The sequence below is a fragment of the Gammaproteobacteria bacterium genome (assembly GCA_016199745.1).
In the GTDB taxonomy this organism is placed as follows: Bacteria; Pseudomonadota; Gammaproteobacteria; order Acidiferrobacterales; family Sulfurifustaceae; genus JACQFZ01.
Genome location: JACQFZ010000056.1, coordinates 74,564 through 97,044, shown reverse-complemented (window position 1 = coordinate 97,044; position 22,481 = coordinate 74,564). Strand labels below are relative to the sequence as shown.

At 57.8% G+C, this 22,481-nt stretch carries 24 protein-coding genes; 22 read left to right on the top strand and 2 right to left on the bottom strand.

From position 1 onward, the window contains the following. Nucleotides 1–3 precede the first annotated feature (3 nt). Nucleotides 4–276: a hypothetical protein gene (locus tag HY308_15160; GenBank protein MBI3899615.1), complete on the bottom strand. Its 273-nt coding sequence runs from the start codon at nt 274–276 to the stop codon at nt 4–6. A 709-nt stretch (nt 277–985) separates the two neighbouring features. Here HY308_15160 and HY308_15155 point away from each other — a divergent pair. Together HY308_15155 and HY308_15150 are read left to right on the top strand one after the other, a co-directional pair. Then, the gene (locus tag HY308_15155; protein ID MBI3899614.1) at nt 986–2,641 is read left to right on the top strand and encodes a hypothetical protein; all 1,656 of its coding nucleotides are present in this window, start codon (nt 986–988) and stop codon (nt 2,639–2,641) included. Nucleotides 2,642–2,805: 164 nt separating this feature from the next. Further along, a complete protein-coding gene (locus tag HY308_15150; GenBank protein ID MBI3899613.1) occupies nt 2,806–4,488 on the top strand; it encodes a hypothetical protein in 1,683 nt (560 codons plus the stop codon). On the opposite strand, the gene HY308_15145 is transcribed toward HY308_15150, so the two are convergent. Continuing rightward, a complete protein-coding gene (locus HY308_15145; protein MBI3899612.1) occupies nt 4,485–5,291 on the bottom strand; it encodes an inositol monophosphatase in 807 nt (268 codons plus the stop codon). The genes HY308_15150 and HY308_15145 overlap by 4 nt on opposite strands. A gap of 79 nt (nt 5,292–5,370) precedes the next feature. On the opposite strand from HY308_15145, the gene HY308_15140 reads away from it, so the two are divergent. From HY308_15140 to der, 20 genes are all read left to right on the top strand, one after another. Then, on the top strand, nt 5,371–6,117 hold the full coding sequence (locus HY308_15140) for an RNA methyltransferase (GenBank protein ID MBI3899611.1): 747 nt from the start codon (nt 5,371–5,373) through the stop codon (nt 6,115–6,117). 12 nt (nt 6,118–6,129) lie between these two features. Beyond that, nucleotides 6,130–6,915: a serine O-acetyltransferase gene (gene cysE / locus HY308_15135; protein ID MBI3899610.1), complete on the top strand. Its 786-nt coding sequence runs from the start codon at nt 6,130–6,132 to the stop codon at nt 6,913–6,915. 68 nt (nt 6,916–6,983) lie between these two features. Further along, nucleotides 6,984–7,457, top strand: a complete 474-nt coding sequence (gene iscR, locus HY308_15130; GenBank protein ID MBI3899609.1) for a Fe-S cluster assembly transcriptional regulator IscR — start codon at nt 6,984–6,986, stop codon at nt 7,455–7,457. A 24-nt stretch (nt 7,458–7,481) separates the two neighbouring features. After that, on the top strand, nt 7,482–7,805 hold the full coding sequence (gene iscA / locus HY308_15125) for an iron-sulfur cluster assembly protein IscA (protein ID MBI3899608.1): 324 nt from the start codon (nt 7,482–7,484) through the stop codon (nt 7,803–7,805). Nucleotides 7,806–7,894: 89 nt separating this feature from the next. Continuing rightward, a complete protein-coding gene (locus tag HY308_15120) occupies nt 7,895–8,362 on the top strand; it encodes an SUF system Fe-S cluster assembly regulator (protein MBI3899607.1) in 468 nt (155 codons plus the stop codon). 4 nt (nt 8,363–8,366) lie between these two features. After that, nucleotides 8,367–9,815, top strand: coding sequence for a Fe-S cluster assembly protein SufB (gene sufB / locus HY308_15115; GenBank protein MBI3899606.1), 1,449 nt, complete (start codon nt 8,367–8,369; stop codon nt 9,813–9,815). A gap of 111 nt (nt 9,816–9,926) precedes the next feature. After that, on the top strand, nt 9,927–10,679 hold the full coding sequence (sufC, locus tag HY308_15110; protein ID MBI3899605.1) for a Fe-S cluster assembly ATPase SufC: 753 nt from the start codon (nt 9,927–9,929) through the stop codon (nt 10,677–10,679). Then, entirely contained in the window at nt 10,679–12,004 is a 1,326-nt protein-coding gene (sufD, locus tag HY308_15105; protein ID MBI3899604.1) for a Fe-S cluster assembly protein SufD, read from the top strand. The genes sufC and sufD overlap by 1 nt, the downstream gene beginning before the upstream one ends. Beyond that, entirely contained in the window at nt 12,001–13,269 is a 1,269-nt protein-coding gene (locus HY308_15100) for a cysteine desulfurase (GenBank protein ID MBI3899603.1), read from the top strand. The genes sufD and HY308_15100 overlap by 4 nt, the downstream gene beginning before the upstream one ends. Next, a complete protein-coding gene (locus HY308_15095) occupies nt 13,266–13,709 on the top strand; it encodes an SUF system NifU family Fe-S cluster assembly protein (protein MBI3899602.1) in 444 nt (147 codons plus the stop codon). Before HY308_15100 ends, HY308_15095 begins: the two co-directional genes overlap by 4 nt. Nucleotides 13,710–13,717: 8 nt before the next feature. Next, a complete protein-coding gene (locus HY308_15090; GenBank protein ID MBI3899601.1) occupies nt 13,718–14,068 on the top strand; it encodes an SUF system Fe-S cluster assembly protein in 351 nt (116 codons plus the stop codon). Nucleotides 14,069–14,077: 9 nt separating this feature from the next. After that, nucleotides 14,078–14,398: a non-heme iron oxygenase ferredoxin subunit gene (locus HY308_15085; GenBank protein ID MBI3899600.1), complete on the top strand. Its 321-nt coding sequence runs from the start codon at nt 14,078–14,080 to the stop codon at nt 14,396–14,398. Between the two features lie 117 nt (nt 14,399–14,515). Next, nucleotides 14,516–14,947, top strand: a complete 432-nt coding sequence (ndk, locus tag HY308_15080) for a nucleoside-diphosphate kinase (GenBank protein ID MBI3899599.1) — start codon at nt 14,516–14,518, stop codon at nt 14,945–14,947. A 29-nt stretch (nt 14,948–14,976) separates the two neighbouring features. Beyond that, entirely contained in the window at nt 14,977–16,083 is a 1,107-nt protein-coding gene (gene rlmN / locus HY308_15075) for a 23S rRNA (adenine(2503)-C(2))-methyltransferase RlmN (GenBank protein ID MBI3899598.1), read from the top strand. Continuing rightward, the gene (gene pilW / locus HY308_15070) at nt 15,998–16,840 is read left to right on the top strand and encodes a type IV pilus biogenesis/stability protein PilW (GenBank protein MBI3899597.1); all 843 of its coding nucleotides are present in this window, start codon (nt 15,998–16,000) and stop codon (nt 16,838–16,840) included. Before rlmN ends, pilW begins: the two co-directional genes overlap by 86 nt. A gap of 6 nt (nt 16,841–16,846) precedes the next feature. Continuing rightward, a complete protein-coding gene (locus HY308_15065) occupies nt 16,847–17,779 on the top strand; it encodes a DUF4115 domain-containing protein (protein ID MBI3899596.1) in 933 nt (310 codons plus the stop codon). A gap of 31 nt (nt 17,780–17,810) precedes the next feature. Beyond that, the gene (gene hisS, locus HY308_15060) at nt 17,811–19,079 is read left to right on the top strand and encodes a histidine--tRNA ligase (protein ID MBI3899595.1); all 1,269 of its coding nucleotides are present in this window, start codon (nt 17,811–17,813) and stop codon (nt 19,077–19,079) included. Between the two features lie 16 nt (nt 19,080–19,095). Further along, nucleotides 19,096–19,731: a tetratricopeptide repeat protein gene (locus HY308_15055; protein MBI3899594.1), complete on the top strand. Its 636-nt coding sequence runs from the start codon at nt 19,096–19,098 to the stop codon at nt 19,729–19,731. Beyond that, a complete protein-coding gene (gene bamB / locus HY308_15050) occupies nt 19,728–20,864 on the top strand; it encodes an outer membrane protein assembly factor BamB (GenBank protein ID MBI3899593.1) in 1,137 nt (378 codons plus the stop codon). The genes HY308_15055 and bamB overlap by 4 nt, the downstream gene beginning before the upstream one ends. A 34-nt stretch (nt 20,865–20,898) precedes the next feature. Then, on the top strand, nt 20,899–22,275 hold the full coding sequence (gene der / locus HY308_15045; protein ID MBI3899592.1) for a ribosome biogenesis GTPase Der: 1,377 nt from the start codon (nt 20,899–20,901) through the stop codon (nt 22,273–22,275). Nucleotides 22,276–22,481 lie beyond the last annotated feature (206 nt).

Sequence of the window (22,481 nt, the reverse complement as noted above, 5' to 3'; positions counted from 1 at the left end):
CAGTCAAATGGTGCCGCACGTGGCTTGTGAATACGCCGACAGCACATTCGCGGCGTTGTAAGCGCGTAGCCGGAAGCAAACGGTGTCGCCGGTCTTAAGATTGAGGTCACGCGCGGCGTAATAGGTAACCAGCGGCGCACGCGAATTGAAATTGGGATTGCCGGTGACGGTGAGATCCGATTCCTGTGTTGTGGCGCCAGCGACCGTTGGGCCGGAGTAAACGCGGTAGCCGGCAATGACATCGGTGTTCGGTTGCCAGCTAAGTTGCAGCAACATGTCCGTCGGTGCTGGCTCCGGCGTAGGTGTCGGATCTGGGGTAGGTGTTGGTGCCGGGGTTAGGCTCGGCGTAGTAGCAGGAGTTTGTGTTGGTGACGGCGATGGCGAGCTATCGGAATTGTTTGACGATGCGGGAGAAGACGTATCTTCTGAGCCCCCACCGCAAGCCACCACTAATATTGTTGTTAAAACTAGTGCGAGCTGACGCAGTGCGCGGCTGGAGTCGGCGATAAGAAATCGCATTGTATTCCTCCCAAGCCCAAAAGCGGGCGGTCGATCAGGCACTCGTGGCCGAGTGCACTTCCGTTACCGAGCTGTCAGTGTGTCGGTCGAGCAAGGGGCAAAATTGCTTTATTGTTGAGACGTGGAGTGAAAGTTGAAGAGGGCGTTGCGATCTATACGAATGTTTTGCGCGGTACGCCTCTTGCCTCCGCTCCGTCTTAAGCCGTCCTTGCGCTGACCCATCGAGATAGCTCGACCTGGTGTGAACTGATTATGGATTTGCAATTAGGGATTTCCATGAGATTTAGACAGAGGTAGTAGGGGTACGGATGAGCGGCTTAGTGGAAAAAGCAAGGCACAGTGCGGAGTTTGTCATCGTATTGGCTGCCCGAGCGTTATCGATTTGTCAGGCTTCGGCGCAATGATGTGGGTAGATCGCTATGTTATCTTTCGTCGAGTTGATTACGGTTAGTTGCAAGGACGTTTTATGATGACTGCTGGAGAAACCCAAGAGTATGTTGAGCGGCGTTTGCGCGAGCTCGGATGGGCTGTGCGCATCGGCAACACTGCGTATGAAAAAATTTATCGTTTTACCGATGGAACGGAAGCGGGCGTAAATCAGGTTTGCTACAAGTTGTTGTCGCTTGGCTCGCTGCAGTCAGAGCGCGAAATCACCGACGTGTTAGTGCACATGGCGCTGGACGATTTGGCGCGTATGGACGATATCGTCAAGCGTTCGGCGACCAAAGCGACAGCGTCTGGCCAGGGTGGCGATGGGGACATAGTCTCGATCGAGCAGTTGGCCGCCGAGTTAGAAGAGCGCGTGGCGAATGAGCGCACTAGCGATCCGTGGACGCCGAACGAATTAGCACAAGCGAGCGATGTCGCTATCGTTGCTCGAGCGACAACTCCATCGTCGCGCAAGGTCACCGAAAAACCTTTCAGACAGCCGAAGGCTCGGGTGTCACCACCGCCGCCACCGCCACCGACATTTACCGAACCTACGACCTACGAGCACGACGTATCGAGCCCGCGCGTATCGCAAGCGGATCGTTTTTCCCCCGAGCGCGATATGCATCCCGGGCGTATGTCACCGCCGGTTGTTCAGGGTACCTTTCTACAGCGGCTCTCGACCACAGCCATCACGCTTACGGCGACCATACTTGTTGTCGGTGCGATTGCACTGATCCTTTATATTCATAGAAATGGGCCGGATGTGTTGGTGACGTCTGCGCCACCGGCGCCGGTTGCGCCTACCGAACAAGCGCCGGCTCCAACGCCGGCGCCGCCGCCGACGGCCTATGAGCCAGATGTATCGGCAACACCTGATTTGCCGAGCGCCGCGCCGGCGCAAGAAGTACCCGCGCCAGCGCCACCGACGTTGACTAAGAAAGAGGTGTCGACGCCGAAGAGCAGCGAGCACAATGCCAAGGAAAAAGTTGACGAATCCCATTCGTCGACCGTGGTGCGGCAGGGAACCAATAGTGCGGATAAAGCGGTAACCGCCAAGGCGGAGACCGCCCGTGCGGCGGTCCCCGCCGTGAAACCCCCGGAGATAAAGCCGGAGGTCGCCGCCCCCGTAGCCCCGCCGCCGGTGGTGGCCAAGATAGAAAAGCCAGTCGAAGTTGCGCCGGTGGCACCAGTTGCTAAAGAGGCGCCAATACCGACACCGGCACCTGTTCCGGCAGAGGATGAGGAGCCTGCACTATCTGCACCTACCGCGACAAAGCCGGCGGCGTCGGCCTCGGCACGGCCGGCGTTGATGAATATCACTCAAGAAGAATTGGCGATTTTATTGCGTCGTTTCGCGCAGGTATACGAGGCAGGTGATGTTGATCAGTTCGTCGGCTTATTCGCTGATAATGCGCGTACCAACGATCAAACGACGCGCAAAGGTATACGCCAAGACTACGATACTTTTTTCCGGACAACGGACGTACGCCAAATCAGCCTGGGGCACGTCAATTGGGAAGTGGAAGATAACCAAGCGCACGGCTGGGGTAACTTTGACGTCAAAGTTCGACGTACCGGCGAGGAGGAGCCACAGACGTTTGCTGGTTCCCTGAGTTTTTATGTAGAAAAGGTCGACGGCCGATTACGGATAGTGCGCCTCTACCATGGACAACGGCGCGCCGGGCTGTAATAAATACCGTCGTTTTCTACCTTATATATTAAGGAATATTCGGGGGATGCATGCCGTATTCGTCCGGATCCGCCCTGGATCCGGCACTGTTTAATCCGTGTGCTAGGCTACTTATTAAAGAGTCGTTGCTAACGGCCTAACAGGGTCTTGCTTGAAAAATACCGGTGTATAGTCCCGTCCTCTCCGTTCCTGCACGCCGTGTCTCTGGCTGGGTAGCCGAGACCGATCCTAAATATGCCCAGGCTTGGCTGGACGCATTGCCGCTGGCGAACAGCAACGAGTCCGCCCGTGAAATCTATCAAGCGCTCTATACCATCAATCGTCTCGATCTGCGGGTGCAGACGCGGTTAGAGTTGATGATGTTGTACGAACCGGCGGTCAACACCGTCTGTGCGGGGCTGCACTTACATTTGGCACACGCGGCACCGCCGTTGAGTGTAAAAAAGCGCCAACTCGCCGAGTTTATTCGTCAACTCCACATTGAGATGGCTTACGGCTACAAGTGTTGTTTGCGCGACCTAAGTCGCACGCGCTTGTTGTTCGGTAAAAAAGCCCGATTCGCGCGCTGTATCGAGCGGGCGTTGCATCATTCGAGCGAGGTGTTGCGGCGATCTTATCTCCTTTATATGCCGTGTCCGCCCGGTGTTTGGCGCGAGATGCACGAGCTCTATCGGCTTGCCGAATCGTTGCAATTGGCAGAAGAGGCGTTGACCTTTGAAGGTGATCCGACGACGGCATCGACCACAATCGGCGAACGTTATGTGCAGGCGCTACTGTTGGGATTGGTTAATCCGTATCAATTGCCGCACAACGGCGCGCAACAGGTGCATGCATTTTTATTACAGCGGGGTCGGCAGGCGCGGGTACAGCCGGTATCGCTACAGCGTGGTGCCGGCGCGTTATTTTTAATCGATCTCGCCGCCGATGCGCCGCCGGTTCCGTTAACACGCGACGCGCCAACATCGAGTGATACCGAGCGACTACTCGATGCACGCGAATTAGTGCATACGTTGCAAGAGCTGGTAAGTGCGCTGGAGCGGGGCGAGCACATCGACGCCTCTCGTCTCGGCGTTGATTGCCTCGACAGTACCTGGGCCGATTTGTTGCAGCGCATGCTACGTGCCTGGGGTGATAGCGCGCGGCGCCGTTATGCGCGCCAGCAGCGCAGCAGTACCGTCTTTGTTTCGCTCGGTTTGGCCGCGCTCCATTTCTACGCCAACGGCCAGCGGCCGTTTGCCATGTATGCTGCGCGATTACCGAAAAATAAAACGCCGATACGCGATGCCGAAGCGCCCGATGTTGCGTTTGTTGAGTTGGACGAGGCCGACGGTATTGCGCCCGAATTAGGGACCACATCTGCCGATGTGGCACCCGTTAACGAAAATCATCGAGTGGATCGGTGGCAGTTGCGCGACGTGAGTCCGCAAGGCATGTCGATCGCACGTTATGGCGATGCCGCTACGTCGTTGCGCGTTGGTGATTTGCTGGGCGTACAACAGCCGAGCGATATCGGTCGTTGGCGCGCTGCGGTCATACGTTGGATCAAGAGTCCCGAGAGCGGCAGCTTGGAAGTCGGCGTGGAAGTGTTGGCGTCGGTGGCTACGCCATTGGCGGTACGCATCGCCGGACGTACGTCGGGAAATTGGTTTCCGGGATTGCGACTGCCAGTGGTTGAAGTCGCGCGGCGTCCTTCGACATTATTGTTGGCGCGCGGTGCCTGTCGTGTCGGCGATGAGCTCGAGCTGATCGAGCAAGACGGAGAACCGCGACGTGTCAGCGTGTTGCGATTGCTCGAACGCACCGGTTCGTTCGAGCAAATCGTTTATGCCGACATCGTTCGGTCTTAATTCCAAGCGCTAATTGGCTCTGCTGGCAGATGCGGCCGTATTTGCTTTAGTAATTCCGGGTGGATTTTCGGATTGCCGGCTATCAGTAGCCCGGTTGCCATGTGATCGCGGCCACCGGCCGGATCGCTGACGAGCCCGCCGGCTTCTTCAATTAAGAGACACCCCGCCGCCATATCCCACGGCCGCAGACCGAATTCCCAAAAGCCATCGAACCGCCCGCAAGCGACATGCGCCAAATCCAGTGCTGCCGCACCGGCGCGGCGCACGCCACTAGTTTCCGGGGCGACGCTGCGAAATACTTTGATCCAAAGCTCCAAGTGTTGCGCCGACTTGAACGGAAAGCCGGTACCGAGCAACGCCTGGCGGAAGTCGTGGGTGTGGCTTACGCGGATGCGCCGATCATTCATCTGTGCGCCTTGACCACGGCTGGTGGTAAACAATTCGTTGCGATGGGGGTCGAAGATCACACCTTGCTCGAGCCTACCTTTATATTGCAGCGCAATCGAGACGGCGAACTGCGGATAACCATGTAAGAAATTGGTGGTGCCGTCGAGCGGGTCAATGATCCAGCAAAAGTCGTCGCCGGTTTGACTGCCGCTTTCTTCGGCGAGGAAGGCATGGCTCGGATAGGCGCGCCGCAAAATGTCGATAATTTCGTTCTCGGCCATGCGGTCGACGTCGGTCACGAAGTCGTTACGTCCTTTACTCTCGATCGACAAGCGTTCGAGTCGATCAATGTGCCGCATAATAATATTGCCGGCACGGCGTGCGGCTTTCACCGCGGTGTTCAGCATCGGGTGCATAGGACGTCTCGAATTGTAAAGGCGCGAAAGCGCGGGATTGTATAAGCTGCGTCGGCACGTTAAAAGCGATGATTTTTCAATGGAATTACTCAAAGCGATACGCACCGTACTCATTCGGCCGACGCATCCCGGTAACGTCGGCGCGGCCGCACGTGCGCTGAAAAATATGGGGTTGGAACAGTTGTGTCTGGTTGCACCGGAGAATTATCCAGGCCCAGAGGCGACAGCACGGGCTGCCGATGCGGACGATATCTTGGCTCGCGCGCAGGTTTGTGCACGGCTTGATGAGGCGATCGGCGATTGTCATTTCGTCGTCGGCACATCGGCCCGTTCGCGGCGCATCAGCTGGCCATTCCTGGATCCGGCAGCTTGCGCTACTCGTTTACTGGCGGAGGCGCAACGTGGGCCGGTGGCGGTAATGTTCGGTCAAGAACGGACCGGGCTGACAAACGATGAGCTCGACCGCTGCCACGCGTTGGTGCATATCCCGACAAACCCAGATTATCCGTCGATTAATCTCGGCTGCGCCGTGCAAATCATTGCCTACGAAGTGTATCGGACGGCGACTGGCGGAAACACAGCACCCGTTATTTCGTCGGATCCACCGGCACGGATCGAAGATATCGAGCTTTTTTATCGCCACATGGAAGAGGTTCTGACCCGCATTAAATTTATTGACCCGGAAAATCCACGCCTGCTCATGCGGCGGTTGCGGCGCCTGTTTAATCGGGCGCAGCTGGACCGTAATGAGGTCAATATCCTCCGTGGAATTTTAACCGCAGTGGAACAGTCGAGCCGAGAACTTGACATAAATAATACGGATTGAGCCTAATACCCTATGTTTTCTAATCTACGTAGCTATATACAAAGCGTTTTTCGGCGCGATCCAGCGGCTCGTTCGGTGCTCGAGGTATTAACGACGTACCCGGGTATCCACGCATTGGTGTTGCATCGTGTTGCCCATCGACTTTGGGGCTGGCGCCTCCATTGGTTGGCGCGAATCCTCGGTCAGCTCACTCGTTTTCTGACCGGTGTCGAAATTCACCCCGCCGCCAAAATTGGGCGAGGTTTGTTTATCGATCATGGTATGGGGGTTGTTATCGGTGAGACGGCTGAGATCGGCGACGATTGCACGCTGTACCACGGCGTAACCTTGGGGGGTACCTCTTGGCGGAATGAAAAGCGTCATCCGACGTTAGGTAACAACGTGGTGGTAGGGGCGGGCGCGAAAATCCTCGGACCTATACATATTGGTAATAATGCCCGGGTTGGTTCGAATTCAGTGGTCGTAAAAGATGTGCCCGCTGATGCCACCGTGATTGGCATACCGGGCCGCGTCATCCTCGCGACGACTGACGCCCAGACGCAGCAGCGTGAGGCAATGGCTAAGAAAATGGGTTTCGAGGCGTATGGCCAAGCGCGCCATGTCGCTGACCCCGTCGCGCATGCCATCGATTGCTTGCTCGACCACCTACATCTGATCGATCAGAAGATGAAGATCCTTTCCGAAACCCTTGAAAAATCAGGCATAAAAGTAAATTTGGACCTACCGCAGATCGAAGTGTCCAGTCTAGAAGATCCAGAGACCGACGGAAAAACCGGCTGGGACGATAGGACCGGCTAAGCTAATAGTTGATGGATTTAATCAGGCATGTAGAATTAAGGGTATCAGGTAGACGCTAGGACGAAGCGATGAAGTTGACGACGAAAGGACGCTACGCGGTTACGGCGATGTTAGACCTGGCACTGCGTTACGAAAAAGGGTCGGTCACGCTTGCCGATATCGCGCAACGGCAAGGAATTTCCCTGTCTTACTTAGAGCAATTATTCGCCAAGCTGCGTCGAAGTGGTTTGGTGGATAGCGTTCGTGGTCCTGGCGGGGGTTACAGCTTATCGAGTCCGCCGTCGCAGATCTCGGTGGCGCAGATCATTGTGGCCATTAACGAGAATATCGACGCAACGCGCTGCGGTGGAGAACGCAATTGTCAGGGTGATGAACCGTGTCTTACTCATCAACTTTGGGAAGAGCTGAGTTTCCGAATCCATGACTTTCTGACGGGAATTACCCTGGCGGATTTAGTGTCGCGTCCGCATGTCCAAGAGGTGGCGTCACGCCAAGAAGCGCGCGAGACGCGTATACCGATTACGGCGCTATCGCGTCAATAAAACATCGCAAGAGCTTAAATTGAAATGGCTATTACGTTAACTGAGAAAGCAGCAACCCGCGTCCGGGATTTTTTGGCGCGTCGCGGCAAAGGCGAAGGGTTGCGACTGGGCATTAAGACGGTCGGTTGCTCGGGTAAGACCTATATTGTGGACTACGCCGACTCCATTGAGCCGGATGAACAGGTGTTCGAGAGCTTCGGCGTAAAAGTCATCGTCGATCCAAAGAATCTTTTGTTTTTAGATGGCATGGAAATCGATTACACCCGCGAAGGGTTGAGCGAAGGCTTCCGCTTCAATAACCCCAATGAGAAAGCCCGCTGCGGTTGCGGCGAGAGCTTCAGCATCTAGTTCCCATCGCTGAAAGATTTAGCAATTTAGTTGGTCTTTGCCTGCATACAGTACTAAAATAGTCCGAATTCTTTGAGACCCTTCGATCGATGCTGCGGCTGAGCAAATTAACGGACTATGGAACGGTGGTAATGACCTACCTCGCGCGGGAATCAGCGCGGCTGCACGCAGCCAGCGAGATCGCGACTGAGATACAGATCGCCGCGCCGACGGTGAGCAAGATATTGAAGCGTTTAGCCCGTGAAGGATTGGTGGTATCGCATCGGGGCGCGAAAGGGGGGTATTCCTTGGCGCGTCCGGCGCGTGAGATCAGCGTGGTGGAAATTATCGATGCGCTCGAAGGCCGAGTGGGTCTGACGGAGTGCGGTACCTCCGAAGGGCTGTGCTCGCAAGAGTCGTCCTGTTCGATTCGTACTAATTGGCAGAGCATTAATCTCGCCGTCCGTCATGCGCTTGCCGGTGTCACCTTGGCGGAGATGGCTGAGCCACCGCGGAATTTTATCAGTCTACCGGTCAGCCGCGCCGGCGGGCGCGTCAACGTAGTTTCAAACGGTTAACGTCATGGCTACACCGAACCGAGAAGTGGAAGATCTGATCCGTCGCGAGTATCAGCACGGCTTCGTCACTGACCTCGACGCCGATTCGTTGCCGCCGGGTCTCAGCGAAGACGTCGTCCGTGCGATCTCAGCCAAGAAGAATGAACCCGAGTTCATGCTCGAGTGGCGCCTCAAGGCCTACCGTCATTGGCTGACGATGAAGACCCCGGAATGGGCGCACGTCCATTATCCGCCGATCGATTTTCAGTCGATCATCTATTACTCCGCGCCGAAGACCAAGAAGGACGGCCCGAAGAGTTTGGACGAGGTCGATCCGAAGCTGCTCGAGACCTACGAGAAGCTTGGCATTCCGCTGCAAGAGCGCGCGATCCTCGCCGGTGTTGCGGTCGATGCCGTGTTCGACAGCGTCTCGGTCGCGACTACGTTCAAAGACAAGCTCGCCGAAGTCGGCATCATCTTCTGCTCGTTCTCGGAGGCGGTGCACAACCATCCGGAACTCGTGCAGAAATATCTCGGCTCGGTGGTTCCGCATACCGACAATTTCTACGCCGCGCTCAACTCCGCGGTCTTCAGCGACGGTTCGTTTGTTTTCGTTCCGAAGGGTGTGCGTTGTCCGATGGAGCTGTCGACCTATTTCCGCATCAACGCCTCGAAGACCGGCCAGTTCGAGCGCACGCTCATCGTCGCCGAAGAGGGCGCGTACGTGAGTTACCTCGAAGGTTGCACGGCGCCGATGCGCGATGAGAATCAGCTGCACGCGGCTGTGGTCGAGCTGGTGGCATTGAAAGGTGCGCACATCAAATATTCGACCGTGCAGAATTGGTACCCGGGCGACGAAGAAGGACGCGGTGGAATTTATAACTTCGTCACCAAGCGCGGCGTCTGCCGTGGCGACAGCGCACGCATTTCCTGGACTCAGGTCGAGACCGGTTCGGCGATCACCTGGAAGTATCCGAGCGTGGTGCTGGAAGGCGACAACTCGATCGGTGAATTTTATTCGGTGGCGCTGACCAACAACCGCCAGCAGGCCGATACCGGCACCAAAATGATCCATATCGGCAAGAACACGCGCAGCACGATCATCTCGAAGGGCATCTCCGCCGGTCGCGGCCAGAACGCATATCGCGGCTTGGTGAAAGTTTTAAAGAGCGCGCGTAACGCGCGTAACTACACACAGTGCGATTCGCTGCTCATGGGCGACCGTTGCGGTGCGCACACGTTTCCGTACATCGAAGTGAAAAATCCGACGGCGCAGGTCGAGCACGAGGCGACGACCTCGAAGATCAGCGAAGACCAGTTGTTCTTCCTGCGTCAGCGTGGCTTATCGACCGAAGACGCGGTGTCGATGGTGGTCAACGGTTTCTGTAAAGAAGTGTTCAAAGAATTGCCGATGGAGTTCGCCGTCGAGGCGCAGAAGTTGTTGGGCGTCAGTCTCGAAGGCTCTGTCGGCTGAGCCGGAGTACTCGCGAACACACTTAACGTGTGTTCGCGCCGGGGATTAACGAAGTCAATACAGCGACGCCAGGGACGGCTGGCAAGTCCTAATTTAGGAGTGAGAGTGACGATGTTATCGGTAAGAAATCTGCACGTCAGCGTCGACGGCAAGCCGATCCTCAAGGGGATCGACCTCGAGGTGAAGGCCGGCGAGGTGCACGCGATCATGGGGCCGAATGGCTCCGGTAAGAGCACGCTGTCGTACGTGCTGGCGGGTCGTGACGGTTACGAAGTGACCGACGGTGAGATTATTTATCTTGGCAAAGATTTGTTGGCGTTGAGCCCGGAAGAACGGGCGCGCGAAGGAATTTTTTTGGCGTTCCAGTATCCGGTCGAGATTCCCGGCGTCAGCAATGTGTACCTGCTGAAGGCCGCGCTTAATGCCGCGCGTAAGCACCGCGGGCTCGAAGAGCTCGATGCGATGGATTTCCTGACGCTGGTCAAAGAAAAGTTGAAGCTCGTGCAGATGAAAGAGGATCTTCTTTACCGCTCGGTCAACGAAGGTTTTTCCGGCGGCGAAAAGAAGCGCAACGAGATCCTGCAGATGGCGGTGATCGAGCCGCGCTTGGCGTTGCTCGACGAAACCGATTCCGGTCTCGATATCGACGCGCTGAAGACCGTGGCTGACGGCGTGAATGCATTGCGCGCGCCGGATCGGGCGACGGTGTTGGTCACGCACTATCAGCGGTTGTTGAATTATATCGTGCCCGACCGCGTGCATGTGTTGGCGCAGGGCCGCATTACCAAGTCCGGCGACAAGACGCTCGCGCAAGAGCTCGAACGCCGCGGTTATGGTTGGATCGAGGCGGGGGCGAGGATTTAATGGATTCGCCGATCGACGCCAAGCGGGTTTATCTCGAGGCCATGGCCGGTGCGGCATTGCCGGGGCAGGCGCATGCGTGGGTGCAGGCGTTGCGCGACCGTGCACGCACGAGCTTTGATGCCATTGGTTTTCCGACGACGCGCCACGAAGATTGGAAGTACACGAATTTAGCGTCGGTGGTGCGCCAGGCATTCCAACCGGCATTGGCGGCGACGGTAACCCGTGAACAATTAAGTGCATCGCTGCTGACAGGGCAGACGGCCCATCAGTTGGTGTTCGTGAACGGACGTTACAACGCCGCGCTTTCCAATCCGCCGAGTTTCGGTAAGAACGGATTTGCCGGCTCGTTGGCCGAGGCGCTGGCGACATCGCCCGATCGCTTGAGCGCTTACCTCGGCCAAGTCGCGCCGATCGATAAACATCCGTTGGCGGCGCTTAATACCGCGTTTCTCGTAGACGGCGCCTGCATCCATGTGCCGGCCGGAACGGTGGTCGAGCAGCCGATTCATCTGGTGTACGTCGGCACAAACGACGCGTTGGCACAGCCGCATAACTTGATCGTCGCCGAAGCCGGCAGTCAGGTGACGGTGATCGAGCACTACATCGGCATCGACGGCGCGCGTTACTTCACCAATGCCGTCACCGAAGCCGTCGTCGAACGCGGCGCGACGCTCGAGCACTATCGGTTGCAGCAAGAGAGCGCCCAAGGATTTCATGTCGGTGGTGTCTATGTGCGCCAAGATTCCACCAGCCGGTTCGTATCGCACGCCGTCGATATCGGCGGATTGCTGGTGCGCAATGATCTGCGGACGGTAGTAGCGGACAGCGCCGAGTGCTTGCTCGATGGTTTGTACGTCATCGCCGGCCGCCAGCATGTCGACAATCACACGCTGATCGATCATGCGCAGCCGCGCGGCGTTAGCCGCGAGCACTACAAAGGCGTGCTCGAAGGGCGCAGCCGTGCGGTGTTCAACGGCCGGGTGATCGTGCAGCCGAACGCGCAGCGCATCGATGCGCAGCAGCTGAACAATAATCTGCTGCTGTCGGAAGACGCTGAAGTGGATACCAAGCCCGAGTTTGAAATTTATGCCGACGACGTGAAGTGCGGTCATGGAGCGACCGTCGGTCAACTCGATCCGGACGAGCTGTTTTATTTGCGTTCGCGCGCGCTCGACGAAGCGGCCGCGCGTGATTTGCTGACGTTCGCGTTCGCCGAAGATATCTTGCGCCGTTTTCGGCTTGCACCGATTCGCCAGGCATTGGAGCAGACGTTGACGACACGGCTGTTGCATGGACGGCAACTGAAGGAGATAGAGCTGATATGAGCATGGCCACGAAGAGTGTACAAACATCGCGGCGATCGCATGATCGCTTTGACGTCGAACGCGTGCGCGCGGAATTTCCGGCGTTGCAGCAGCAGGTGCATGGCAAGCCGCTGATCTATCTCGACAACGCCGCCACGACGCAGAAGCCGAACGCCGTGATCGATGCGATTGCCGATTACTATCGTCGCGACAACTCGAACGTTCATCGCGGCGTGCACGCGCTTAGTCAGCGTGCGACCGATGCTTATGAGGCGGCGCGTAGCCGTGTGCGCACGTTCATCAATGCCGATTCCGACCAAGAAATTATTTTTACGCGCGGCACGACCGAGGCGATCAACCTCGTCGCCAGCAGTTGGGGGCGGACGAACCTGCGCGCGGGCGATGAGATTCTCATCACCGGCATGGAGCATCACTCGAACATCGTTCCGTGGCAGATCCTATGTGAGCAGACCGGCGCCAAGTTGCGCGTGATTCCGATCAGCGACGCCGGTGAGCTCGATCTGTCGGCATTCGAGCAGTTGCTGAGCGAGCGCACACGTCTCGTCGGCGTGGTCCATTGCTCCAATGCCTTGGGCACGATCAATCCGGTGAAGCAAATCATCGAGCGCGCGCATAACGCCGGCGCGCTCGTATTGGTCGACGGCGCGCAAGCGGTATCGCACATGACGGTCGATGTGCAGCAACTCGATTGCGATTTCTACGCGTTTTCGGCCCACAAGCTGTACGGACCGACCGGCATCGGCGTGCTCTACGGTAAGAAGCGCCATCTGACGGCGATGCCGCCGTACCAAAGCGGCGGCGACATGATCAAGTACGTCACGTTCGAGAAGTCCGAGTACAACGAGCTGCCGTATAAATTCGAGGCTGGTACGCCGCACATCGCCGGCGGTATCGCCCTCGGCGCGGCGATCGACTATGTGACATCGATCGGACTCGACGCGATCGCCGCGCACGAGCACGAGTTGCTGACATACGCGGTCGATGCCGTGCGCGATATTAAAGGCCTGAAGTTCGTCGGCACGGCGCGCGACAAGGCCGGTATTCTCGGCTTCACGCTCGATGGCATTCATCCACATGACATCGGCACGATTCTCGACAACGAGGGCGTCGCCATCCGTGCCGGCCATCACTGTGCCATGCCGGTGATGCAGCGTTTCCGTGTGCCGGCGACGGCGCGCGCTTCGTTCGGTATGTACAACACGCGTGCGGATATCGACGCCTTGGTCAAAGGCATACGCCGCGCGCAGGAGATGTTTGGTCCATGACAGATTTACGTGCCCTGTATGAGGAGGTCATCCTCGACCACAACCGTCGGCCGCGGAACTTCAAAAAGAAGCCGCAAGGGACGAATCGGCATGCGTTGGGTTACAACCCGCTTTGCGGCGATCAATTGCAGCTCGATCTACGCGTGCAGGACGGGGTGATTCAAGACGTCGGTTTCGAAGGCACGGGCTGTGCGATTTCGACGGCATCGGCGTCGCTCATGACCGAGAGCATTAAGGGCAAAACAGTGGAGCAGGCCGAGACGTTGTTTCGCGACATGCTCGATTTATTAACGCAGCATGGTGAGCCGACCGAAATCGGTAAGCTGCGCGTGTTGGCAGGCGTACGCGAATACCCGGCGCGGGTAAAGTGCGCGACCTTGCCGTGGCACACGTTGCGCGCCGCGCTGGACAATGCTGTCGACGCCGTGTCGACGGAATGAGGGCCGCCATGGGAATTGATGAAACAAGCGCGCTCGACCCAGTCACTCAGCCGACCGATGATCTAAAAGAGCGGATCATCGACGCGCTCAAAACCGTTTACGACCCAGAGATCCCGGTCAATATTTATGACCTCGGGCTGATCTATAACATCGGCATTGATGCCGAGGCACACGTCCATTTGCAGATGACGCTGACCGCCCCCGGTTGTCCGGTGGCGCAGACCTTTCCCGGTGTCGTCGAGAATGCGGTGAAAGCCGTCAATGGCGTCAAAGATGCCGCCGTCGAGCTGGTATGGGATCCGCCTTGGTCGCGTGAGCGCATGTCCGAAGCGGCGCTGTTGCAGCTTGGGATGTTGTAGCCCTTATACATGTCGGACTGGGTGGATGTGACGCAGGTCGAAGAGTTGGTACCCGGTACGCATCGGGTGGTCGATGTCGACGGTGTATTGGTGGCGGTTTTCAATCTGGCTGGTATGTATTATGCCATCGAGGATGTATGTACCCACGATGGCGGCGTCTTGACCGGGGGGCCGATCGAGGGAACCGAGATCGTTTGCCCACGGCACGGCGCGCGTTTCTGTATTAAAACGGGAGCAGTGACGGCGCCACCGGCCTACGAGCCGATTGTGACCTTTCCAGTTCGCATCGAGGCGGGTCGCATTCAGGTGCGTGATACACGTTGGGAATAGGGCGGCGCGATTGTTTGACTATAAACAAGACGCTACACTATGTACCGGTAATTACTAAGAAATTTGTAATTCTTTCCACATTTTGTCCCAAATTCTTCATTAAGAACTGGAGTATTCATGGCGGTCGAACGCACTCTTTCTATTGTTAAGCCCGACGCGGTAGCGCGTAATTTGATTGGCGAGGTCTACGCTCGCTTCGAGCGCGCTGGTCTGCGCGTGGTGGCGGCCAAGATGCTGCAGCTCAATCAACAGCAGGCCGAAGGTTTCTATTCGGTGCACAAAGAGCGCCCATTTTTCAAAGATCTGGTGAAGTTCATGACATCCGGCCCGGTCATGGTGCAGGTGTTGGAAGGCGAAAACGCCGTTACCCGCCATCGTGAAATCATGGGCGCGACCGATCCGAAGAAGGCGGCCCCGGGAACCATCCGTGCCGATCTCGCCACCAGCGTCGAGGAGAATGCAGTTCACGGTTCCGATGCCGTCGAGACGGCGCGCACCGAAATCGCCTATTTTTTTAACAACGGCGATATTTTTCCGCGTAAACGCTAATACAGTAATACAGATAGATAGAGAGTGTCGTGACCCCGAATACACCTACACCGGTTAATCTGCTCGGCCTGGATCGCCAGGGCTTGCAGGATTTCTTTGCCACTCTCGGTGAAAAGCCGTTTCGTGGCCTGCAGGTCATGCAGTGGCTACATCAATATGGCGTCGACAACTTCGACGCCATGACCAATCTGAGCAAAGCCTTGCGTACCAGCCTGGTCGACGCCGCGATCATCGCCGGGCCGACCGTCAAGCTCGATCAGCTGGCCGCTGACGGTACGCGCAAATGGCTGTTCGAGATGGCGGATGGCAACTGCATCGAAACGGTGTTCATTCCGGAAGAGGGACGCGGCACTCTCTGTATTTCTTCGCAAGTCGGCTGCGGTTTGAACTGCACGTTCTGTTCGACCGGTAGCCAAGGTTTCAATCGCGATTTGACGGCTGCCGAGATCATCGGCCAAGTGTGGCAGGCGAATCGTTTGCTCGGCGGGCGCGGCCAAGCCAATCGTGTCATCACTAATATAGTGTTCATGGGCATGGGCGAACCGTTGCTCAACTTCGACAACGTGCTTACGGCAATCCGCGTGCTGCTCGACGACATGTCTTATGGCCTGTCGCGTCGCCGCGTTACCGTGAGTACCGCCGGGCTCGTGCCGTGGATCGATAAGCTGCGTGAAGAAGTGTCGGTCAGCCTCGCGGTTTCATTGCATGCACCGAACGACAAGTTGCGCACCGAGATCGTCCCGCTGAATAAAAAATATCCGATCGCCGAATTGCTCGATGCTTGCCGGCGTTATATCGCCAACGATCCGCATCGGCGAGTGACGTTCGAGTATGTGATGCTCGACGGCGTCAACGATACCGTGACGCACGCCCGCGAACTGGTGGCGCTGTTGCACGACGTTCCGTCGAAGGTCAATTTGATTCCGTTCAATCCATTTCCGCACACCGGTTACAAGCGCTCGTCGAAGAAGGCGATCGATGCATTTCGCGATATCGTCATGCAGGCCGGGTTGATGACCATTACCCGGCGCACGCGTGGCGATGACATCGATGCGGCCTGCGGCCAGCTGGCCGGGCGTATTCAAGATCGTACCGGCCGGCGTGTGCGTTGGCTGGCGCGTGCCACTGGGGAATAACGTGCGCGCGCCGCGACTGACAATCGTTCTGTTGGCGGCGCTTACGGTCGGTTGTGCATCGATGGCGGAAGACGACGCCAGAAAGCAGCGTCTGGCGGAAACGAACGCCGAGCTCGCCAGTAGTTTTCTGCAACGTGGTCAACTCGAATTCGCCAAAGAGCGTCTCGACAAGGCGTTGGCTGCCGACCCCAATCATTCGCAGGCGAATAACATCATGGCGTTGTTGCAATGGCGCTTCAAAGACTACGAAGCTGCCGAGCGCTATTTCCAAAAAGCGGTGCACAGTCGCGAGAACAATTCCGAGGCACAAAACAATTTTGGTGCTTTCCTTTGCGAACGCGGTCGTGTCGAAGAAGCGGAGAAGTTGTTCAAGCGTGCCGTCGCCAATCCGCTCTACAAGACGCCGGCGATTGCTTATGAGAACGCCGGCCTTTGTTACGCCAACAGGAAGATGTACGCCCAGGCGGAACCGTTTTTTCGTGAAGCATTGCAGAGCGACCCGCGGCGGCCGCCGTCGCTGTTTCACATGGCGCGCATTAGTTTCGACGCCGGCCGCACGCTGGCGGCGCGTGGATTCATACAACGTTATTTAGAAGCGACCGAAGATACGCCGGAGTCGTTGATACTCGCCGTGCAAATAGAGCGCTTGCTGGGCCATAAGAACGACGAGGCGAGCTATGCCTTACGGCTGCGTTCGAAGTTTCCGACGTCGCCCGAGGCACTAAAACTGCAAAAGCCGGTAGACAAGAAAGGCTGAGGCGTTATGGAACGAAACACTGCGAGCGGAACAGGGCCGGGCGCGATGTTGCGTCAGGCACGCGAGGATCGAGGTTTAGCGATCGAGGAAGTAGCACGTTCGCTCAATTTATCGTTAGCGCGTCTGACGGCGCTCGAACGCGACGAATACGATAAGCTGCCGGCGCCGACCTATGTGCGCGGTTACCTACGTGGTTACGCCGTGTTGCTCGGCGTTTCGCCGGAGCGTTTACTTGATGCCTTTAACCGGTTACCGATCGCCGCCCAACGCAACGACATGGTGGCGCCGGCGCCGGTCAAGGAAATAACGAGCAGCGACAGTTTGGTCAAGCTCGGTACCGTGGTCGTGGTTGGACTGGTCGTCGGTTTAGCGGCGCTGTGGTGGAGTGGCAGCGAAGAGTCGCCACCACGTGGCGCGCCGGCACCGCCGCCGCCGCCGGCGAGCTCACCGTCGAACTTGTTTGCCGATTTGCCGGTAGAGCCGCAGCCGCAACCGTCGTCGACGGACGTGTTACCGCCGGAGACGTCGAATGAACCGGTGAACGCGCCAGAACCAGCAGCGCCACCGGTGCTCGAGAAGATACCGTTGACGACCACTACGACGACTACCGCTACGCTAGCGCCGGAAAAAATTACGCCGCCGCCAGTAGCGGCAGTGCCGCCACCGCCGGCGAACCCGAACGTTGCGTTGGCACGCGTGGTATTACGTGTGCGGGAAGATTCTTGGGCGGACGTGCGCGATGCGGAAGAGCACCGCCTGCTGTATCAAACGATCAGTGGCGGACGCGTCGTCAGTGTCCAAGGAGTGCCACCGATCAGTGTGTTCCTCGGAAACGTCGACGGTGTGCAAGTGGAGTACAACGGCAAACCGTACGATGCACAACGTCACAAGCGCGGTCCGGTAGCGCGTTTCACGCTGGATGATCCAGGTAGTCGTTAACCCATCTATTTCTTCACCGATTGGTATTCGCTTGAAACAGGTCTTGCAGGCCGTGCGCGGCATGAACGACCTCCTGCCGGAGGTCTTAGGATTTTGGCACCACGTCGAAGCCGTGGCGCGGTCGGTGTTGCACGCCTACGGCTATCGCGAAATACGTTTGCCGATCATCGAACGTACCGAGCTGTTCGCCCGTGGCGTTGGCGAGCATACCGATATCGTCGAGAAGGAGATGTATACCTTCGACGATCGTAACGGCGATCGATTGACGTTGCGGCCGGAAGGTACTGCCGGTACGGTACGTGCCGGTATCGAGCACGGTTTGTTGTACAACCAGGTACAACGCTTCTGGTACATGGGACCGATGTTCCGCCATGAGCGGCCGCAGAAAGGACGTTATCGCCAGTTTCACCAAATCGGCGCCGAGGCGTTCGGCATGGCCGGACCGGACGTCGATGCCGAGCTGATTTTGCTGACGGCGCGGTTTTGGCAGGCGCTGGGATTGAACGATCTGACGCTCGAGATCAATACCCTCGGTACGCCGGCGGCGCGCGCCGCTTATCGCGAACGGCTGGTGCAATATTTGCGCGCCCACACCGACCAGCTTGATGAAGACAGCCAGCGGCGGCTCGAATCCAATCCGCTGCGGGTGCTGGATAGCAAGAGTGCCGCGACCCAGGAAATTCTGAAACAGGCGCCGAACTTACTGGACCATCTCGACGACGAATCGCGCGCTCATTTTGAACAACTGCGGGTACTCCTCGACGACGCTGGTCTCAAATATATGGTTAACTCGCGACTCGTGCGCGGTCTCGATTACTATACGCGTACGGTTTTCGAATGGACCACCGACCGGCTCGGCGCGCAGGCGACCGTGTGCGCCGGCGGACGTTACGATGGTTTGGTCGAGCTGATGGGCGGCAAGCCGACACCGGGGTTTGGTTTTGCCCTTGGGGTTGAGCGGTTGATCGAACTGCTCATCCAGTCCGGCGTCCAAGTGCCTAGCGATGCGCCGCAGATTTATGTGGCGCGGCTTGAAACGGCACCGGTGGCCGATGCCTTGCGGCTGGCCGAAGGTCTGCGCAATCGCGGTTTGCGGGTCGCCTGTCATTGCGGCGACAGTAGCTTGAAAAGTCAGCTCAAGCAGGCGGACAAGAGTGGTGCACGGTATGTGTTGTTGCTGGAAGCGCCCGACCGCGTCGTTGTAAAAGATTTGCGCGGCAGTGGCGACGGGCAGCAGACGTTTGCGCCGGCACAAGTAGTCGATCATTTGGCGATGCGCTTCGCGCAAGCCACGATATAGCGATAGGGGATAGAGCTTGGCTGCATATACCGATCAAGACGAAGTTGAAAAACTAAAAGTTTGGTGGAAGACCTACGGCGGTGCCTTGTTGCTCGGCGTGCTGATTGGTTTGGCGTTGTTGTTCGGCAATAAATATTGGAGCCAGCACAAGGAAAGCCAGCGAGTGGCGGCGTCTGATCTTTATGCGCAGATGGTGCAGCAGATGCAAGCTAAAAAAACCGATGCGGCCCGCGCCAACGGTGAGAAGTTAGTTAAGGAGTATGACGGCACGCCCTATGCCGGCATGGCGGCGTTGATGCTGGCGCGTCTGAGTTTTGAAACGAACGACGTCGCCGGTGCCCAGCAGCGACTCGAATGGGCGATGGCTAATGCCACCGATGCGGCGGTTGTGCACACCGCGCGACTGCGGTTAGCCCGGCTGCATCTCACTAAAGGTGAATACGATCAAGCGCTCGCGCTAGCGAAGGTCGACGGCGCCGCCGGTTTTGAAGCGGAATATCTGGAACTAAAGGGCGACGTGTTGCTCGCGCAGGGTAAGAACAACGACGCGCGGGCGGCGTATCAGGAGGCGTTGAGCAAGGTTGGTGTCGATACACCGAGCCATCGCCTGCTTAGCATGAAGCTCGACGATATCGGACAACCGCAGCCATGAAAAAATATTTCGTCGGCGCTCTTTTCGTTGCCGCCATCGGCGGTTGTTCGTCCGCACCGGTGCGCGAGCCGCCAACCGAACTAGTCGACTTCAAACCGACGGCAGAAGTCAAAGAAGTTTGGTCGACCGACATCGGCGCCAAGACCAAGGATGCGGTCGCGTTGACGCCGGCCATCAGCGACAAGGTGATTTACACCGTCGATCGGAAGGGTCAGGTACGCGCGTGGGCGATCGATTCCGGTAAGCGTTTGTGGGAAACCGATTTGAATACGGTCGTGACCAGCGGCGTCGGTGTCGGCCAGGGTTTGGTACTGGTCGGCACGCGCCGCGGTCAAGTGATCGCGTTGGCGCAGGCGACCGGCAAGCAATTGTGGAACGCACCGGTGTCGAGCGAAGTGTTGGCGCCACCGATTGTGAGCAACGACGTGGTGGTTGCGCAAACCGGTGATGGCAAGTTATTCGGTTTCGCCGTCGCCGATGGCAAGCGGCAGTGGTTGGATGAGCGCAGCGAGCCGGCATTAAGTTTACGTGGTACGGATACGCCGGCGATCTCCGGTGATTCCGTTGTCGCCGGCTTCGCTAACGGCAAGTTAGTAGCACTGCAGCTGCGCGACGGTCACCCATTGTGGGAAGCGGCGGTCAGCCAGCCGCGCGGCCGCAACGAAATAGAGCGCCTGGTTGATGTCGATGCTCCGCCATTAGTGTTTGCGGACGCGATTTATGCCGCGAGCTATCAGGGCAAACTGACGGCGATTAATCCGCATAACGGCGCTATCGGTTGGTCGCGCGATGTATCGACGTATACCGGCCTTGCCAGCGACGGAAAAAATATTTATTTAACCGACGATGTCGGTCGTGTGTTGGCGTTCGATCGCGTCAGCGGTGCCAGCGTTTGGAAGCAAGAAGCACTGCGTGGTCGCGAACTAAACATGCCAGCGGTCTATCATGGCTTCATCATCGTCGCCGATTTCGAAGGCTACGTTCATTGGCTGGCGGCGGACGACGGTCACTTCGTGGCGCGTCATCGCATCAGTCATGAACCGATCCGCGGACCTGCCGTGACCGACGGCGAAACGCTCTTCGTCGCCGATCAGTCCGGTATGTTGGCGGCGCTGCGCTCGCAGACGAACTAAGGCGCCGACGGCGCCGAAAACAAATAGTGCGCCTATGAAACCTGTCGTTGTACTCGTTGGCCGGCCGAACGTCGGCAAATCCACGTTGTTCAATCGCCTCACGCGCAGTCGCGCGGCTATTGTCGCCGATGAGCCCGGCGTGACCCGCGATCGCCAGTACGGCGATGGTCGTGTTGGTGACCGGCCCTACTACGTCGTCGATACCGGCGGCATCGCCCAGCCGTTGAGCACGCACGCCGAAAACGATTTACTGCGCGAGCTGATGGCGTCGCAAGTGCGGCAGGCGTTGGCGGAAGCGAACGCTATCGTATTTTTGGTCGACGGGCGTCAAGGTGTGTTACCGCTCGATCGCGAGATCGCAAACGAATTACGTCGGCTGGGTTTACCGGTCACGCTCGCGGTGAACAAGGCCGAAGGCCTCGATCCTGATATTGCCGGCAGCGAGTTCCACGCGTTGGGCCTGGGCGCGCCCTGTGCGATCTCGGCGTCGCACGGCGAGGGTATGTCGGACCTCATGGAGCAGGTGTTGGCGCTGTTGCCGCTCGAGCCCGAGGCGCCCGAAAGCGATGTGCCGCGGGTGGCCGTGGTCGGCCGACCGAACGCCGGTAAATCAACATTGGTCAATGCTTTGCTCGGCGAAGAGCGCGTCATCGTCTCCGACCAGCCGGGTACGACTCGCGACAGCATTGCCTTGCCGCTCGAGCGTGCCGGCAAATCTTATGTGCTGATCGACACCGCCGGCGTGCGTCGCCGCGGAAAGGTGCACGACACCGTCGAAAAATTTTCCGCCATTAAAACGCTGCAGGCGTTGGACCAAGCGAACGTCATTATTTTGGTGCTCGATGCCGAGAGCGGTATCAGCGAGCAGGATGCAACGCTCGCCGGTTATGTCTTAGAACGTGGTCGCTCGCTGGTTCTCGCGGTTAATAAATGGGATACGCGCGATGCCGATGCCAAGGAATGGGCCAAGCGTGAGCTCGATCGCAAGCTGACGTTTCTCGACTTTGCGGAAGTGCACTACATCTCGGCGCTGCACGGTCGCGGAATAGGCGGATTATTTGCTTCGGTCGATAAGGCGTTCGCCTCGGCCCACCGTGAACTGCCGACCAATCGCCTCAACCGAGTGTTGCAGACGGCAACCGCCGCCGTTATCCCGCCGATCGTCAAGGGTCGCCGGGTGCGCATCAAGTTCGCCCATCAGGCTGACAAGAATCCGCCGGTGGTGGTGGTGCATGGGAGTCAGGTGAAATCGCTACCCGCGGCCTACCGGCGCTATCTGGCAAAGGTCATTCGCGAGGAATTTGAGCTCGTCGGTACGCCGGTGCGCATCGACTGTAAGGAGGGCGCGAACCCGTTCAGGGACCGTAAGCCGAAAAAAGTCGCGCGGCGGCATAAATCCCGCCCCAGATAGTCGCTTAGCGCCTGAAGATAAAAAGAAAAGGACCGCAGGCACCCGTCTCGTTTTTAGACTAAACCATCTACAGGCATCATTTGTGCATATCTTTCCGGCCGAGGAGGGGCGGCGAGATTGAGCTAACCCCTGACTGAACCGTTTGGGTGGGTGAGGTATAGGATGTCCGCCGCGTCGCCCAGAGGATGGTTAAACACGCTGTGGCT